This is a genomic window from Rhizobium sp. P2_G2 (genome assembly GCF_056403555.1).
Genome location: NZ_JBFUFF010000123.1, coordinates 1 through 16,105, shown reverse-complemented (window position 1 = coordinate 16,105; position 16,105 = coordinate 1). Strand labels below are relative to the sequence as shown.

Annotated in this window: 15 protein-coding genes and 3 pseudogenes; 9 read left to right on the top strand and 9 right to left on the bottom strand. The window is 59.7% G+C overall.

Annotated features, from left to right (window positions below):
• Positions 1-137 (top strand): annotated as a pseudogene (locus tag AC1D06_RS37540) (ChrR family anti-sigma-E factor); the annotation flags it as partial.
• 460 nt (positions 138-597) lie between these two features.
• Here the strand turns inward: AC1D06_RS37540 and AC1D06_RS37535 are convergent.
• From AC1D06_RS37535 to AC1D06_RS37515, 5 genes are all read right to left on the bottom strand, one after another.
• A complete protein-coding gene (locus AC1D06_RS37535) occupies positions 598-1,215 on the bottom strand; it encodes a hypothetical protein (protein WP_477877291.1) in 618 nt (205 codons plus the stop codon).
• A complete protein-coding gene (gene gspM, locus AC1D06_RS37530) occupies positions 1,194-1,757 on the bottom strand; it encodes a type II secretion system protein GspM (protein WP_477877292.1) in 564 nt (187 codons plus the stop codon). The genes AC1D06_RS37535 and gspM overlap by 22 nt, the downstream gene beginning before the upstream one ends.
• A complete protein-coding gene (locus AC1D06_RS37525; protein WP_477990722.1) occupies positions 1,754-2,896 on the bottom strand; it encodes a PilN domain-containing protein in 1,143 nt (380 codons plus the stop codon). The genes gspM and AC1D06_RS37525 overlap by 4 nt, the downstream gene beginning before the upstream one ends.
• A 2-nt stretch (positions 2,897-2,898) precedes the next feature.
• On the bottom strand, positions 2,899-4,590 hold the full coding sequence (locus AC1D06_RS37520; RefSeq protein ID WP_477877293.1) for a GspE/PulE family protein: 1,692 nt from the start codon (positions 4,588-4,590) through the stop codon (positions 2,899-2,901).
• 167 nt (positions 4,591-4,757) lie between these two features.
• A complete protein-coding gene (locus AC1D06_RS37515; RefSeq protein WP_477877294.1) occupies positions 4,758-5,657 on the bottom strand; it encodes a ferritin-like domain-containing protein in 900 nt (299 codons plus the stop codon).
• A 585-nt stretch (positions 5,658-6,242) separates the two neighbouring features.
• Between AC1D06_RS37515 and gspD the strand changes: the two genes are divergently transcribed.
• The 8 genes from gspD (at position 6,243) to AC1D06_RS37475 (ending at position 13,133) form a co-directional block, all read left to right on the top strand.
• Positions 6,243-8,270, top strand: coding sequence for a type II secretion system secretin GspD (gene gspD / locus AC1D06_RS37510; protein WP_477990721.1), 2,028 nt, complete (start codon positions 6,243-6,245; stop codon positions 8,268-8,270).
• Positions 8,267-8,833: a prepilin peptidase gene (locus tag AC1D06_RS37505; RefSeq protein WP_477877296.1), complete on the top strand. Its 567-nt coding sequence runs from the start codon at positions 8,267-8,269 to the stop codon at positions 8,831-8,833. The genes gspD and AC1D06_RS37505 overlap by 4 nt, the downstream gene beginning before the upstream one ends.
• 64 nt (positions 8,834-8,897) lie before the next feature.
• Positions 8,898-10,109, top strand: coding sequence for a type II secretion system F family protein (locus AC1D06_RS37500; protein WP_477877297.1), 1,212 nt, complete (start codon positions 8,898-8,900; stop codon positions 10,107-10,109).
• Between the two features lie 11 nt (positions 10,110-10,120).
• Positions 10,121-10,576 carry a type II secretion system major pseudopilin GspG gene (gene gspG, locus AC1D06_RS37495; protein ID WP_477877298.1) on the top strand — a complete coding sequence of 152 codons (456 nt, stop codon included), beginning with the start codon at positions 10,121-10,123 and terminating at the stop codon, positions 10,574-10,576.
• Positions 10,554-11,024: a pilus assembly FimT family protein gene (locus tag AC1D06_RS37490; protein WP_477877299.1), complete on the top strand. Its 471-nt coding sequence runs from the start codon at positions 10,554-10,556 to the stop codon at positions 11,022-11,024. The genes gspG and AC1D06_RS37490 overlap by 23 nt, the downstream gene beginning before the upstream one ends.
• On the top strand, positions 11,021-11,467 hold the full coding sequence (locus AC1D06_RS37485) for a prepilin-type N-terminal cleavage/methylation domain-containing protein (RefSeq protein ID WP_477990720.1): 447 nt from the start codon (positions 11,021-11,023) through the stop codon (positions 11,465-11,467). Before AC1D06_RS37490 ends, AC1D06_RS37485 begins: the two co-directional genes overlap by 4 nt.
• Positions 11,467-12,234, top strand: a complete 768-nt coding sequence (locus AC1D06_RS37480; RefSeq protein ID WP_477990719.1) for a PulJ/GspJ family protein — start codon at positions 11,467-11,469, stop codon at positions 12,232-12,234. The genes AC1D06_RS37485 and AC1D06_RS37480 overlap by 1 nt, the downstream gene beginning before the upstream one ends.
• On the top strand, positions 12,231-13,133 hold the full coding sequence (locus AC1D06_RS37475; protein WP_477877302.1) for a type II secretion system minor pseudopilin: 903 nt from the start codon (positions 12,231-12,233) through the stop codon (positions 13,131-13,133). The genes AC1D06_RS37480 and AC1D06_RS37475 overlap by 4 nt, the downstream gene beginning before the upstream one ends.
• 342 nt (positions 13,134-13,475) lie before the next feature.
• On the opposite strand, the pseudogene AC1D06_RS37470 reads toward AC1D06_RS37475, so the two are convergent.
• The 4 genes and pseudogenes from AC1D06_RS37470 to AC1D06_RS37455 all read right to left on the bottom strand — a co-directional run.
• Positions 13,476-13,829 (bottom strand): annotated as a pseudogene (locus AC1D06_RS37470) (IS5/IS1182 family transposase); the annotation flags it as partial.
• A 138-nt stretch (positions 13,830-13,967) separates the two neighbouring features.
• The gene (locus AC1D06_RS37465; RefSeq protein WP_477877303.1) at positions 13,968-14,732 is read right to left on the bottom strand and encodes an EAL domain-containing protein; all 765 of its coding nucleotides are present in this window, start codon (positions 14,730-14,732) and stop codon (positions 13,968-13,970) included.
• A 117-nt stretch (positions 14,733-14,849) separates the two neighbouring features.
• On the bottom strand, positions 14,850-15,020 hold the full coding sequence (locus tag AC1D06_RS37460; RefSeq protein WP_477990718.1) for a hypothetical protein: 171 nt from the start codon (positions 15,018-15,020) through the stop codon (positions 14,850-14,852).
• A 944-nt stretch (positions 15,021-15,964) separates the two neighbouring features.
• A pseudogene (locus AC1D06_RS37455) lies at positions 15,965-16,105 on the bottom strand (IS630 family transposase); the annotation flags it as partial.

Sequence of the window (16,105 nt, the reverse complement as noted above, 5' to 3'; positions counted from 1 at the left end):
AACTCGCTGACGGCAGCCTGATGCATACGCCGAGCGCGCATTCTGAAATGGATTGCATATGCCTCGCCGTCACCGATGCGCCGCTCAGATTCAAAAGTCGTCTCTTGCGCCTTCTACAGCCGATGTTGGGGATCTGATTACCATTTTCATCGCCGACGGCCGCCGGCGCTGTCCGCCAAGGAATGTCTTGAACCCCGGCCGGAGACGGCCCTGCCCAACCTTTCAGTTAAGCGGCACGGTGATATGATCGAAAACTCATGCATGACAACCCATTCGTCGAGCATGAATGCCAGATCCGGCTGCACTCCCACAAGGCCTAGACTTTCGGCTTCGCATGCCGGCACCCCCGAAGCCTACGCCTGCGGCGTCGAGGGAAGTGACGCGACATCGTTGTCAGTGCGGCAGACGACACTCTCCTGCATCGACAAACCCACGGCCGCCTTTCGAATTGCGTCACCTTAGTTATCGCCGATGAAGCGGGACATGGGTTGTGGAGATGCAAAACTTTCGGCATTCTTAGACATTAGACGCAAATTCCTCAGCAATCTAGCCGTTCAAGCGGTTGAGACAACGCCATCTCCCTCACGCAATAGATGCTTACTTCACGCTGGAGCCGAAGAAATCTACTAAATCCTGCTTATGGCGTTTGTCCCCGTCGCAATTGATTCCGGCATGGGCGCAATCGCCATAGTTGCTTTTTGTCGACGACACAGTCGCAGGGGACCGAACGTCGTTCGCAGAGGCGCTGGTCTTGTCGTTCCGGTCCTGCCTGGCAAACAGATCGTAAACCCGTTTGTCGCCGTCCTTGCTCATCGCCAGCGCGTCTGCCTCGATCGAGTCGACATGCCATTCATCGAAGACGTCACCAACGCCGAGGGAATGCAGGATCCCGTCGCTATTGTCCTTTATTCGGGCGGTCGTGCCTTCGGGGGTCACGCTGATCCCGAGCAGCCTGATGGAGAAGGTGTCCGCCGGTTGCGGCGTGGTCGCCTTCTCATCGTCGTGCTGATCTTGTGCCGCCCGCCGGTCGGGCGAAAACAGTGGGCGCTCGATGAACGACTTGAACGATGCAGGGTCGAGTTTCGAAAGCGGATTGAGCGCGATCGCGGATCGCAAAGTTTCGCTTGCAGCGGCATGCAAGGCTGCGAGCGTGCAGGCTACGGATAGCAGGGTGGTGAGGGCGCGCCAAAACCTCATGCCGGTTTGACCTTCCATCTGCCCTTCACGGCAAGATCGATCCGTAGCATTACGGCTTTCGCTTTGTCGCCATCGCTGGCGTTCAAGCGACGCATCGAGAGAGTATCCACATCGAGCAGCGGAACACCGGTCTCGATACGATAGAGGAGCTGAAGCAGGCCGCCATTGTCGATATCCAATGTCGCCTTTATCTCCACGATATCGGCCCTATCCGGATTGTCGCTGTCCGTCGGGTCGACCGTCGAGGTTTCGATCAGGTGCCCTGATGAGGCCGATGTCGCATCCACGAGGAGCTGTTGAAGATTGGCGCTGGCAAGCGACCGTGATGCCCCCTCGATATAGATGGCGGAACGGTTCTGCGGTTTGTCTCGCTTCGCCGCGGCGGCCAGACGTCCCGCAAGCGCAGTGATCTGGATCTTCTTTGCCGCAGCGTCGAATCCGGCATCTGCAGCATCGAGAAAATTGAGAACGCCGAGCCCGGTCAGAATGACGGGAAGACCGATGAAGACGAGAACCGCCGACAGCCGCAATAAGGATCCGCTTTGCACTGTTGTCGTCATTGTGATGTCTCGCTCGGGACAGGAAGCGCGCCGGTGATGTCAAACCGGTCCCTGCCGTCGGCCTCACGTGTCACCGGGGCAGAGAACCGGGCGTCGGACAGACCAGCTTTCGACTGCAGGATTTCGATCAAGGAGGACGCCTCGGTCGACGTGCCGGCAATCCGGACGCTACCCGGCTGGATATCCATCTCGTCGAGATAGGTATTGTCCGGCAAAGCGGCGGCCAGGCGATCAATGAGTGAAAGCTTGGTATCGTCGGCTTGCTTTTGCTGGATCAGTGTCAGGTCGCGTTGGCGTTCCGCCGAATTGCCTTCCCCTTCGACCATCTTCTGGCGTATCTGCGCCAGTCTCGCATCCAGGTCGGCGAGCTGTCGATCGCTGTCGAAAAGCACAAACACCGACGCGCCATAGACCAATCCGGAAAGCAGCAGCGCTGTTGCAGCAATGATGCCGACAAACCGACGCTGGGCGTTCCGGCTGGTGTCGTTTCCACCCCTGAACAGATCAATCCTGAGTGGACGCTCGGCCGGCTCCTCGGCCGATCCCATCCGTGATGGCGCCAGGCCGAGGGCGGCGAGCTGCCCGACCGATTTTGCCGCGACATCCCTTGGCGTGGCCGTGAACGACACTTCGAATTGTCCGTCGGCACCGGGCTTCGCAGACACCACATAGCCGTAGAAAACCTTTTCCGGCTTCCAAGGTGTGAGCCGATCGAGGCGGTTCTCGATGATCTGTTCGAGATAGTCCAAACCGCTCATCGGCACTTTTATTGCCGTCGACGTCGTGAGATCGGCGGGTAGACGCAATTCCAGGTCTGCGCCCTTGATCGACATCTGCCGACGGGCGCGTTCATCTATTGCCGCGCTGTTGCCGACCAGCGTCAATCGGCTGGCATCGGCGCGATAGAAATCGATTTCGCCCGACTGCGACTGCAATGCGATCCAGCGCCTGCGGCGCAGAAGTCGGGCGGTGACCGGTTCGACCGTATCGGCGAAAGCGGCAAGCAGGTTCGAAAAAACGCGCAGGAACGTCGAGTGCCGCCCAGGTTTCGCCGGCCCGCCGGCCGATTTGGGACGATCGGCCTGAGGGCCGCTGCCAKGCGGCGCCGAGGCCACGAAGGACTTGCTGTTCAACTCCATGGTCAACCTGTCGCTCGCAGGATTTCCTCGATCGTCGTCAGTCCCTTGGCGCATTTCTGCAGGCCGTCTTCGATCATCAGGGTCATGCCCGACCCACGCGCCATGTCGGCGATGACCTGGGTGTCCGGCTGCTGGCGGATGCGTCCTCTGAGGCTCTCGTCGACGCGCATGACCTCGAAAATGCCGATCCGGCCGCGATAGCCCGAATTGCCGCAAGCCTCGCAGCCAACCGCGGCATGGAAGTGAGCGCTGGCATCCACCGCAATGCCCCTCGCCTCGGCGAGAGCATGCGCCCGACCGGCCGCTTCCCCGTCCGGCGACCTGCAGCGCTCACAGAGCCGACGCACTAGCCTTTGCCCGAGCACGCCGCGCAGGCTCGACGCCAGCAGATAGGGTTCGACACCCATGTCGACCAGGCGGACGACGGCGTCACTGGCCGAATTCGTGTGCAGCGTGGTCAGCACCAGATGCCCCGTCAACGCGGCCTGGACGCCGATGCTGGCCGTTTCCCGGTCGCGCATTTCGCCGACCATGATGATGTCGGGGTCGTGCCGGAGAAACGAGCGCAAGGCTGTTGCAAAGGTAAGGCCGATCGACGGCTTGACCTGCGTCTGGTGGATGCCGGCGATCTGGTATTCGATCGGGTCTTCCACTGTGACGATTTTTCGGCCGGGATCGTTGAGTAGCGAAATTGCCGTCGCCAAAGTCGTGGTCTTGCCGCTGCCGGTCGGACCGGTGACGACGACGATGCCATGCGGCTCGGCCAGCAGCCCTTCGAAACTTTTCTGGTCCCTCGGCGTCATGCCGATGCGGCCGAATTCGAGCAGCCGCGTGTCGCGCAGAAGGATTCGGACGACCGCCGTCTCGCCATGCATGGTCGGCATGATCGCAACACGCAGATCGGCTTCGGCATTGCCGATGCGCAGATTGGCACGGCCATCCTGAGGCAGGCGTCGGTCGGCGATATCCAGCCCGGCCAGGATTTTCAAACGTGAAATGACGGCGGGCGCGAGGTTCAGCGGCAGGCGCTGGTCGCGCCGCAAATATCCGTCGACTCTGAGGCGCACGCGCAACTGATCCCGCTCGGTTTCGAGGTGAATGTCGGTTGCGCCGACGCCGACTGCCCGTTCCAGGATCTCGTCRATGATACGCACCACCGGCGCGCCACGCGCCAGATCCTGCATCGATTGCGCGGTCTCGGCGAGCGCATCTTCGGGCGCGGGTTCGATCGCTCCGACGGCGAACGCGTGATTTTCACGCTCCGCAATGCGCTCGAAAAGCAGGTCGATTTCTTCGAACGAAATGACTTTCACGATCGGAGCGGTGCCGAGCGCCAGTTGAAGCGCCTGGATCACGCCTTCGCGGCCCGGATCTGCGATTGCGACGGCAACAGTGCCGCGGTCCTCGAACGGATAGACAAACTGCTCGCGCAGATAGCGTTGGGACAGATCCCCGACGAGCGGCGGAAGCCTGGATATTTCGTCGAAACTTGTTCGTGGGATGGCGTGAAATTCAGCCAGCGCGTCAGCGATCTCCTTTGCCGTCGCGACGCCGGCGCGCCACAATTCCTCCGCTGTCGACGAGGCTGTTTGAGCGGGCGCACGCCCGTTATTGGCCGGCTGCGTGGTGCCGCGGCTCGTCAGATAGTCAAGAAACGTTATCTGGCCGTCGGGCTGAGCCACTTGAGCGTCCATGAACCCGTTTTCTCCCCTCATCGCATGATGCGGCTTGTCGGCTTTCATTGATAAAGCAGYGGGACATTGCGCCGCTGGCAAATATTGTCCATCGGCGCCCCTGACCTCAGAGCACGAAAGGCGGCCAGCACGTGCCGGCCGCCTCGATGAGCGAAATGTGTGCCTGATCAGCTCACGGCGCCATTCAAGCCCTTGGGGAAGAAGCTTGCATTGCTGGCGCTGTCGCCGAGATAGACGATGTTGAGCACCTGCTGCGGCGTGCGGCTGAAGGCAATGCCGTTGGCGTCCGTCGGGACGATATTGACCTTGCTCTTGGTGCCGATACCCTGGTCGAGATCCGACTTGCCATCGAGGGAATCGCGCGCGTTGGAGATGGCCAAGGCTTCCTTGTAGAAGCCGCCGCCAGCGAGCAGGGTGCGGATTTCGCCTGCATGATAGGCCTCGACGGCCAGGATGCCTGCGGCTGCTTCCAGATAGTCCTTGTTCGAAATGAACCGGGCGGCGCCCTTATAGGCCGTCACGCCGACGTCTTCGAAGATGAAGGCGGCAAGCAGGAAGTTGTTCTGGTTGGCAAAGGCGTCGAAATCGGCCTTCGGTCCGATCAGGCCAGCTGCACGCGCCGCGGCGGTGAAGCTCGTCTTCAGGTTGATGGCTGGACGAGCAACTGCAGACTTGCCGAGAGCAGAGCGCAGGAACTTTACATGCGCCTCTTCGTCGCCGGCGATCTCCTCGGCGAATTGCTGACCGATCTTGGTATCGAAATTGACCTTGCTGCCGCCGGTGACCCCACCCAGCTTGCCCTTGCCATCGATGTCGCCGTTGGAAAGCCCGTTTCCGGTTGTCGCACGGAGATAGAATTCCGCCTCGAGATATTCGAGGTTCAGCGCGAAATTCAGGATCGTCGGATCGTCGATGGTAGCAGCTTCAGCTTCGGACGCGTGACCGACCAGTTTCAGCGTTGCCGCACCGGCGGCAAGCAAGCCAGCCGTTTTCAGGAAGGCGCGACGGCCTGCCTCAAGGTCAATCTTTGCGACGCTCGTCGAGTTCTCATGCGTTTCGTTAGTCATGGTACCTCCCCCTTGGGGTTTGAGTAACTAAGCTGCAGATCGGAGCAAACCAATGTTCACCTGCAAAGTAATACCTCCGATCAATTCGAAGTATTTTTAAGCAAAGCGAACACATTACGCAAAATCATCGACTTTGCGAGGCGATTGTACTGAAATCTACGAAGGTTTACCTCCACGGATAACCGACGAGAGCCATTACGAGATTGAATGATAAAAGTTTCGCCATGCCGAGAAATAAATGATCACGATTTTGTTATGCCATGAACAATTTTCACCGCTTCGAGATTTTCTTACTTTTTCGATGGTAAATTAGCATTTTTATTGGGATAAACTGATCCGACTCCGTCGCCCTTGCGTAGGCAATAATCGCGTAGCGCGTGCTGCGGAGGAGCAATTATTAAAGTGCGTATAATCCTTCAAATTTGTCGTGCCGCCCTGTTGCCTGCTTGTGTGCTGCTCGCGGCATGCCAGGGCAATAATGCAGATCCGGGCAAGAACTCGGTTTTCGCAAACGGCCTTTTCAGCGATCTGACACCCAAGGATCCGAACAGGTCGCGGGGACCGAACAGTTTCTCGACCGGTCAATTGCGGCCCGGCAATAAGCGGCTGACGCAGGACTACCCGGCGGAATTCGGCCTGACGCCGGTGGACACGACCGATGCTTCCACCGCCGGCCAGTACACGCTGAACTTCGAAAATACCGATATCAAGGAAGTCGCGCATGCGATCCTCAATGACGCGCTGCATGTCAACTACACGATCAGTGGCGACGTCTCCGGCCCGGTCACCATTTCGTCGGCCCGCCYCGTCAGCCGCGACGCGCTTCTGTCCGCCCTCGAGGCGTCGCTTTCCTCGTTCAACTTTTCGTTGGTGAAATCCGGCGACAGCTATCGCATCACCGCCAATGGAATGTCGGTGGGCACGCTCGATCGCGGGCGCATCACGACGCCAGGCTATGGCGTTTCGATCATCCCGCTGAAATTCGTGCAGGCCTCGACGATGTCGGATCTCATCTCCGGCTTCGTCGCCCAGGCGGAAGGGCTGAAAGTCAACATTGCCGGCAATATGATCATCGTGCGCGGTTCCGGTCCGCAACGCGCCCAGGTCGTCGATGCCGTGTCATCCTTCGACGCGGATTTCATGCAGAACCAGCGAGTGTCGATCTTCCGCCTCGTGCAGGCCAAGCCGGAGGATGTTGTTCCCGAACTTGAGCGCATCTTCAACGTCAAGGGTGAAAACGGCCTGATCCAGTTCCAGCCGATGAGCCGCATCCGCGGCGTGATGGCCATTTCGAAGAATCCAGCCTTGATCCGACGCGCCGAAACCTGGGCACGGCGCCTGGACCAGGAAGATCCCGATACGAACCAGAACGTTGTCATCTACAAGGCGAAGTACCGCAAATCCGATGAATTGGCGCGCGTGCTGACCACGCTCTTCACCACGGCTGCTGCAACGACCACCCCGACGACGTCGACCACGCCCACCAACGCTGCCGCATCCAGTACGCCGACCTTCAACACGCCGACGAACGGGCAGACGCCGCAGAGCACCACCACATCGCAGAACACCCAGTCAACGTCGCAGACCACCACAGCGAGCAATCCGGCGGATCGCATTGCCTCCGCCTTCAGCGACAGCACGACGCCGACAACCGAGCTTTCGACCGGGCCGAATGTCGTTGATCTGACTTCCGGTGCGACCTCGGCACAGCAATTGCGGATAAGTTCGGACCCGACAAACAACTCCGTGGTGATTTACGGCGATTCAGAACTGGCCGCCCAGGCGCTGGCCACGCTGAAAAAGCTCGATGCTACGCCCACCCAGGTTTCGGTCAATGTGACGATCGCCGAGGTCCGGCTCAACAACGAGCTGAAATATGGCGTGCAATATTTCCTCAAGAGCCGCGACCTAGGCCTGGGCCGCAACCGAGGCTCTCTCAGCCTGATCAACCAGGCAAGCAACGCCATCAGCAAGGATACGCCCGGCCTGAACTTCGTCGCCGGGGCCGACGCCAATCCGGATGTGATCATTTCCGCCCTCAACACGTTGACGGATGTCGAGGTCCTCTCGGCGCCGACGCTTGTCGTGCTGGAAAACCAGACGGCTACCCTGCAGGTCGGCGACGAAGTGCCGATCACCACACAGCAGTCGCAGAGCACGGAAAGCGGCACCGCGCCGCTGATCAACTCGGTCGAATTCAAAGACACCGGCATCATCCTCAACGTGACGCCGCGGATCGGGCAGAACGATGCGGTCACCATGGACATCGATCAGGAGATTTCCAACGTCGTCAGCGGCTCCAACACGCTGACGCCGACGATTTCCAAGCGCAGCATCAAGACCCAGATTTCCGTCAACAACCAACAGACCGTGCTTCTCGGCGGATTGATCAGCGCCACGACGGACAACTCCAAGAGCGGCGTGCCCGGGCTGATGCGTATTCCGGTCGTCGGCGATCTCTTCTCGTCCACGTCCAAAACCAAGGGGCGAACCGAACTGATCATCATGATCCGGCCGGTGGTCATTCGCGATGCACAGGACGCGGCGGACGTGGCGGAAAATCTGCGGTCGCAGATGTCGGTGATCAGGCACCGGAGCATGGATCAAAAATGAGCAAGGTGTTCAGCCATGTCGAACTCGGTGCGATGTTCGGGAGCCTGGTGCTCGCGAGCTTCGCGTCGCTCGACGGCTCGCTGCACGACTTTGCCAATCCGCTCCTGTCGGCGATGGCCCTGATCATGGTTGTCTGGATCGCCGGCCACGATTTCAAGGATTTCACCATCCCGGATGGTCCTCTGGTTTGCCTCGCCATGGTTGGGATCGCGGTCCGGTTGACCGGCCGGGGTGAAAGCCTCGGCTGGACGGCATTATTGATCCTGGTCGATGGCCTGGCCTGTGGCGGCGCCTTCTGGCTGGTGCGGGAAGGATTTTTCCGCTTGCGCGGCTATGACGGGCTCGGCTTCGGCGATGTGAAGCTTGCCGCCGCCGGCGGTATCTTCGTCGGTTCCCTCGGACTGGCCTGGTCGGTCTTCCTTGCCAGCGCCGTGGGACTGCTCTGCGCATTGGTCTTCATGCTCGTCCTGCCGCGACAGCGCCTCGACAAGCTGCCATTCGGCGCCTTGCTGGCGCCGGCTCTTTGGCTGGTGTCGTTTTTCGATTTGAGGCTTGCCTTGTGACCCGCCACGCAAACCTTCAAACCGATCTCATTGCGCAAGCACCCGCGAGACGGGAGCCCGTCGAATGACGCTCTTCGAGTATCGCGCCATCAATGCCAGCGGCAAGATGTTTGTCGGCACGATGGAAGCCGAGACACCCGCCGATGTCAGCTCCCAGCTCGACCGCGCCGGGATCACCACGATATCGATGCGCGAGAAGACCGGCCGTGACGAAGGAACATGGCGCGACTGGCTGACCATCGACCCGGGCTCCGAGGAGATCACCGGTTTCACCGTCGATCTGGCGATGCTGCTCAAAGGCGGCGTCGCGCTCGACGAAGCGCTGGTCATCCTGACCCAGATGGAGACGCGCCGCTGGCTGGTCAAACTCATCCGGGACATTCATGTCGACCTTTCGAGCGGAAAAAGCCTTTCAAAAGTCCTGGCCAAGCATCCGAAGCTGTTTTCGCCGCTTTACATCAAGATGGTCGAGGTGGCGGAAATATCTGGGCGGCTGGAGCCAGCCCTGACCAGCATTGCCCAGGAACGGCAAAGGACCGAGCGGCTGCGCAAGCGGCTGATCTCGGCGATCGCCTATCCCGGCTTCCTGACGGTCGCGGCCTTCGGCGTCCTCGCCTTCGTATTGCTCTATATCATCCCGCAATTCGAAGGCGCGATCGCGGGCTTTCGCAGCAAGATCAGCCCCTCGGCGCTGTTCGTCTTCCAGCTGTCCGAATGGCTGCGCGGCAATGTCGACAATGTGCTGATCGGCATCGCCGTCGTGCTGGTCGTCTTCGTCGCGATAAAGCGCTTCGGGCAGAAACGCTCGGTCTGGATAAACATCCTGACTGTCCTGCCGTTCACCTCGCGCGTTGTGTCCTACCACATGACGCTGAGTTTCTGCCGCACCCTGGAAATACTGCTCGCCAACGGTGTCGACATCTCGACCTCGCTGCGCCTCATCCGCGGCATCGTCAACACGCCCAAGGCCGGTGCGAAAATCGATGCGGTCATCGCCGACGTCCGCGGCGGCAAGCGCCTGTCGCAATCGCTGGCGAGCCAGACCCTGCTGCCCGGTCACGTCGTCCAGATGCTGCGCGTCGGTGAGGAAGCCGGCAATCTTGGCGACAGCGCCGGCAGGATCGCCGGTTTCTATGAAGGCAAGCTCGATACGGCCCTGGGGCGGCTGACCGCGATCCTTGGGCCCGTGATGATGATGGGCGTCAGTGTCCTGATCGGCTGGCTGATCCTGTCGATCATGAGCGCCCTGCTCAGTATCAACGATGTTCTGGCGTGACGGAGAAGACGATGACTGCATCGACCCGATTGATACGAGCGCCCGGACGCGGGCTGCGTGACCGGCATAGCGGATTCACCCTGGTGGAATTGCTCGTCGTGCTTGTCATTCTCGGCCTGATCATGGCGCTCGTCGGTCCGCGCGTTCTGGGCTATCTCTCCAGTTCGCGCACCAAGGCGGCGTCGCTGCAGCTCAGCTCGTTCAAATCCTCGCTCGATCTCTACTATATCGATGTCGGCCGCTATCCGTCGAAGAGCGAGGGGCTGAAGGCGCTGGTGGACAAGCCGCCGGGCGTCGACGGCTGGAACGGACCCTATCTGCAGCAGCAGACGGTGCCCCTCGACCCCTGGGGCAATGCCTACCAATATTCTGTTCCCGGCACCAAAGGTCCCTACCGCATCCTGACCTACGGCGCCAACGGCACCACGGGAGGCACCGGCGCGGATGCCGACATCGCGACCGAATAAGATCCACGGACCGTGCCGACGTGATCGCCGCGGCGGCTTCACGCTGGTGGAAGTCGTGCTGGCCATGTCGATCATGGCCATGCTCGTCGCGCTAGGACTGCCATTCGTCAGGCCGCATATCGGCATGGCCGCACTTCGCTCGAAAGCATTCGAGATCGGCGTGCTTCTGAGGGCAGACCGCAACGCCGCGCTTCGCACAGGTCTGCCGGTCACGGTCTCCGTGGATCTGGCTGCTCAACGCGTCCTGTCGTCAAGACAGAGGGCGCAAATCCTGCTGCCGACGGCGATTCTGCTTCGCACCCAGCCGCGAGACCTGCATGGCGTCGAGTTCCTGCCCGATGGACATGCGAGCGGCGGACGCCTGTTGCTGATCTCGGGCAACCGTGCCGTGGCAATCGACGTCAACAGCCTTTCGGCCGCGATCGATGTCGTGGATATCTCCCAATGACGAACGAAAACCGGTGTCACGCAATGTCGGATCGGCCGCGGCGCGCCCCACGGCGAGCCGGCTTCACCCTGATCGAAGTGCTTGTCGCCATCGCCGTGCTCTGCGTCATTGCCCTCGCCATCCAGCGCGCCGTGGTGGTTGCCGTCAATGRCACCGAACGGGCCGACCGGCATATTGCAGCCGAGATGGTCGCGCGGACATTGTTGAGCGGGCCTCTTGGTGCTGGAACCGATGCCACTCTGTCCAGGAGTGGCAAAATGAACGGATTTGCCTGGACGCTGCGCTTCCAGCCGCTCGACAGATCCTTTCCCGGTGTCGCCTCCGACGGCACCGCGCTTCAGTGGCGACCGGTGCGGATGCTGGTCAGCGTCGGACGATCGGCCGGCACCAGGCCGGATATCAGCATCGAGACGATACGGCTGGTGAGGATTGCATCGCAATGATGGCAATTCCATCTCATCGCGCCAAGCGAGGACCGCCCGCACGGGACCGGCGAGACGGCTATATCCTGGTCGAAGTCCTGGCGACGATGACCATCAGCGCGCTCGTCCTCGTCGGCTTGGTGTCGGTGATGTCCCTGGTCATGCGGACATCCGGGCGAACCGGTGCCGCCAGCCAGGAAGTTGAGGACCGAGGCCGCATCGTCGCGGCGTTGACGCGCGAGATCGAGGGTATCCGGCCGATCCGCTGGGCGGGTCAAAATCCAGGCTTCGTCTTCCAGGGAACGGACCACGGCGTGGTCTTCGCCCGACGGATTGCACTGCCCGACGGCACTGCCGACGATCGCGTGGTCTTCCTGCAAGGCAATCAAAAGCAGTTGATCCGCAAGGACGTGCCGTTGCTGCCCGGTTACCAGGGCTTCGTCGACCTGCCCACCAACGGTCAGCCGGTTCTGCTTCAGGCTCGCTACACCATTCGCTTCGCCTATTTCGCACGCTTGGACGGCGGGCAGGAAGCACTCGTCCCGGCGTGGACACGCACGGATCAATTGCCGGTCGCGATCCGCGTGTCGCTTGTCGATGATCGCGGCTCTCCCATCACGGCAACCCGCATTGCCGTGCATGTGGACGCAGAGCCTGGATGTGCTGCACCTGGGCACGGCGTTTGCGGGCTATACAAGGTCGCTGCCACTGACGATGGCAACACGCCGGCAACCAGCAAGCCGGTCGATGCGGAAGACAGCCTCGGCTGGCTGCGGTACGCCCAATGAAGCAGCTTCGCGAACGCATTGGCTCAAGCCAGGGCTTCGTGCTGATCGCAGTGCTGAGCGTGATGGCGCTTTTGTCTGGCACCGTGATCGCCATGCTACTTCTCTCTCGCACGGCGATCGACTCGGCCGATATTGCAAACTCGAAACTACGCGCCGATGCATTGACGCAATCGGCACTCTCACTGGCCAGCTTCGAATTGCTTGTGCTGAAACTGCCGATGGACAAGGTCGACAACCAGCAGATCCGCCTCGACCAGGGGATCATCAGCCTCAATGTCACCACGGATGCGGCCAAGGCCGACCTCAACGGGTCGAGCGCCAAGCTGCTCGCTGCCGCCTACCAGGCGTCGGGCCTGAAGTCCCTGACGCCGCAAAGCTTCGCAGCACGCGTCGCAGACTGGCGCGACGCCGACGACACTGTGACGGAAAGCGGAGCTGAAAGCAGCTACTATCTCGCCGCCCACATAGACTATGGCCCACGCAACGGGCCGTTCCGCTCGGTCGACGACCTTCGTTGGGTCCTCGGAGTCTCCTCTTCCGATATCACAACGCTGCGCAACTATGTGACGGTCTACAATCCCCGAGGTCGACTCGATGCGTTCTCGGCCGCCCCTGTCCTTATAGCCGCGCTGCCGGGGGTGACCTCCGAGGTCGTGGCCGATAGTCTGGCTGCCAGAGCCACCCGCACCAGTTCGAGCATCGCCAGCCTTGATGACACATTCCTCGTGCAATCATCGATGATCGACACGGAACTGCCCAGGACCTACCGTGTCAGAATTTCGCTTCAGCCACACGGCGCCCGCCCGGTAGTGATCGAGGTCGTGATCTGCGCTGGCGTCTTTGCCAATGACGCTTATGAAATTCTCAGCTGGAACGACCATCCGCGCCCGGGTGGCTGATCGACGGAATTAGTGCTGTCGGTAACAGGGATGGGATCGATCGAACTCGTGGTTTGCAAGCAGTTCGTCACGCGCGGCAGCACGCACCGGCGGGACCGGATTGCAGAACCGATCCGCATCCAGCTTCATCTGAGACGAGATTTCGCGCGCCACGCGCCGCGCGGCTGGCCGCACTTCAGCGCGCAGATCGATCAGCGCTATACGTCTGGCGAGGTACCGAATTTTGGTCTCCGATACAACAAACAGAGCTGCATCACCGCCGATATAGGCCACCCTATAGGATCGCTGCTGACCGAGGATGTTTTCTTCGACCTTGTATGCCACCGCGCCGGGACCTAAAGCCAGCAGGCCATCGCGGTTATCCATCAGTCCGTGGACCATGAGAAACAGCTTCGTCTCCTTACCCTTGCCTTTTCTTGTAAACCCTGGCGTCCGGGTCGGTCTTCGAGGCATGCGTCTTGCTGGAGCGCTTCTCGCCGTGGAAATCCGCTTCTTCATTCCGACCGCCGCCATACGTCGGCGGAGCGTCGGAACCGTTCTTCGACTTGACGCTCGTCATCGACGCCCAGGCCTCAATCAGCTAGCCATCGACAGAGAATGGTCGCTAGACAACAGCCGCTTGACCTTGGGCTGGATCAGAATCGCATTCAAGAACTTCGCCGCGATGCCGCCTTCGAGCAGCCGGTCCCGGTTCTTCCAAGGGGTAGCCCTCGAGCGATGCGGCGTCGGTCGCCGGACCCGTTCAAAGTTAAACTGCTTAAGCCGATGTCAAAATAGCTAGATCATCCCCCGGCTCCTATCAATGGTGGCGGCGAACGAAATGCCAGGGATCGACTATGCAGCCTGAGAGGCAATTCCGAGCCGACTGGGTGACGCCAAAGATTGGAAGGCCGGCTTCGCCAAGAAATATCCCTGGACGAGTTTCACACCCAGATCCTCAAGTGTGGCCAATTCTCCAGCAGTTTCAATACCTTCGCATAAAGGTGTGATGCCAAGGTCATTCAGCATGTTCAAAGTGTGCTTGACCACGGCGCGCCTAATGATATCGATATCGATGTCGCGGATTAGATCCATATCCAGTTTCACGATGTCAGGCTGGAACTTGGTAAGCAACGAGAGCCCCGCATGCCCGGCGCCGAAATCGTCAATCGCCGTCTTAAATCCAATTTCCCGGTACGTGTGCAATATGTTGAGGACGTGCTTGGTATCGAGCACCTCATTTTCGGTAAACTCAAACACAATTTGGTCTAGGGGGAAGCCAACCTTCTCAGCGGTCGCCAATGTGAGGCGAATGCACGCTTGCGGCTCGTAAACCGCATTCGGCATGAAATTGATGGAGAGCTTAATATCCTCTCCCTGCGGAAATAGCTGCGCTGCCAGCTCAATTGCCTTGACGCGGCACTGCTGATCGAACGCGTATCGGTTGACCGGATCGACATGTGCCAACACACTGCCCGCTCCCTCGCTCCTCGGGCCTCGAACCAAGGCCTCGTGGCCGAATATTCTCCCGGAACTGATGTCCACTATCGGTTGAAACGCCATTGAGAACTGTGTTTCGAAATTCTCACCGCGCCGGCATCCTTCGCAACCAATTGCCATTGTCTTTCCTTCTGACCACGAACTTCTAAGTCCGCAATTGTCGCGCCGGAATGTAAATAGACAGCTAAGCGAACAATGGCTGTGTAGCGATCGTACGTTAGCGCACGCGGCTTTGGATTACAGCGTGACATTGGATCGTCGATTGACTGAGAGCCCGAAGCTGCTGACGGCCGACAAAAAGAACTCGCGGCGAACATGACAAGCCTCTTGCCGCCAAATGATCACGGCAATATCGAGTGTAAGAATATTGACCTCTGCAACGGGACCGATCAGCGAACTGTCCGCCATCAGTTAAACCGGCAACTTAGTCACCTTTCAACGGCCATCCGCAGGAACCCCGGATCTTGCCTTCAGATGAGCGAATGCCGTGGCAAGCAACTGCACTCCACCCAGCCTGTCAGGCCACCCCCACGGCTCGGAAGGTCGGACCGCCATTCCCCTCCATGTCGGCAATACCAAGGCGGACACCGATGGTGTGTGCTCGTTGCCATGGGGATGCAACTGACTCAGTCGCTATCGAACCTTTCGGACAGCGGCATCGCAATTGCATACGCTCGGCGGGTAATCGGCCCACAGGATTTTACTATCATCATCAAATAACTGATTTAAATATAAAATTTATTTCGCGTGTTCTTGCTTTGGATTCTTGATCGGGGACTCACGAAAAAGTTAGCTTATAGGTGCTTCTAAGACGGGGATGCTCGAGGCAAAAGTCGAGGGGAGGGAGGCAGGCCTCCCCCTCTTCTACCAAAATCACAGCTATATTGCCTTCAATGGGCGGTTTTACCTAGAGACCGGGCATTGCTTCTAGCTGGCGCCGGCGCGATATACTTCGCGTAGCATCCTATGCAGGGCTGTAAGGGGTGCTGGAAAAAGGGGGAGGCCGAGCCCCTACGGCCTCCCTTTTCTGTACGATACCCGACCAATCCGAATGTCAATTTTCTGACATGCTAATGTACTCGAAGTTCGCAGCGTCTGGGGAGGCGCAGCTTGAGCATCGAAGGAGGGGATTCCGCAGGGGCGCGGCATCCCCTTTTTCAATTGCCGCCTGCCGCTGGTCGTGGTTCAATTCTTTCACAATGAAAGTAAAATCACGACCCCTCTCTGAAAGGCTGGCGGACCATCTTGTTTAACGTTGCGACGCTGGCCGTGACTGGTTCTCAGCTATTTAACCCTTAAATGCTTGGTCCTCGCGGTCTCGCAATCACGGCTCTAGTACCTCTGCACAGAGATTATGACTCTTTGGCGATTGGGTTTGGGTATGCTTTGGCAAGTTTGGCGCGGGCTTGCTCGGTTGAGAACATCCATTTGATGCGGGCTCCACTTTGATTGCGTCGGTGTTCCCAAGCGGCGACTTCGGCGATGAGGCGATC

Excerpts from the sequence above, each read along its gene's own strand:
- AC1D06_RS37465 (WP_477877303.1), bottom strand. The coding sequence starts at position 14,732 with ATGGCAATTGGTTGCGAAGGATGCCGGCGCGGTGAGAATTTCGAAACA.
- AC1D06_RS37535 (WP_477877291.1), bottom strand. The coding sequence starts at position 1,215 with ATGGAAGGTCAAACCGGCATGAGGTTTTGGCGCGCCCTCACCACCCTG.
- gspG (WP_477877298.1), top strand. The coding sequence starts at position 10,121 with ATGACTGCATCGACCCGATTGATACGAGCGCCCGGACGCGGGCTGCGT.
- AC1D06_RS37500 (WP_477877297.1), top strand. The coding sequence starts at position 8,898 with ATGACGCTCTTCGAGTATCGCGCCATCAATGCCAGCGGCAAGATGTTT.
- gspM (WP_477877292.1), bottom strand. The coding sequence starts at position 1,757 with ATGACGACAACAGTGCAAAGCGGATCCTTATTGCGGCTGTCGGCGGTT.
- AC1D06_RS37515 (WP_477877294.1), bottom strand. The coding sequence starts at position 5,657 with ATGACTAACGAAACGCATGAGAACTCGACGAGCGTCGCAAAGATTGAC.
- AC1D06_RS37480 (WP_477990719.1), top strand. The coding sequence starts at position 11,467 with ATGGCAATTCCATCTCATCGCGCCAAGCGAGGACCGCCCGCACGGGAC.
- AC1D06_RS37475 (WP_477877302.1), top strand. The coding sequence starts at position 12,231 with ATGAAGCAGCTTCGCGAACGCATTGGCTCAAGCCAGGGCTTCGTGCTG.
- AC1D06_RS37490 (WP_477877299.1), top strand. The coding sequence starts at position 10,554 with ATGCCGACATCGCGACCGAATAAGATCCACGGACCGTGCCGACGTGAT.
- AC1D06_RS37460 (WP_477990718.1), bottom strand. The coding sequence starts at position 15,020 with ATGGCGGACAGTTCGCTGATCGGTCCCGTTGCAGAGGTCAATATTCTT.
- AC1D06_RS37505 (WP_477877296.1), top strand. The coding sequence starts at position 8,267 with ATGAGCAAGGTGTTCAGCCATGTCGAACTCGGTGCGATGTTCGGGAGC.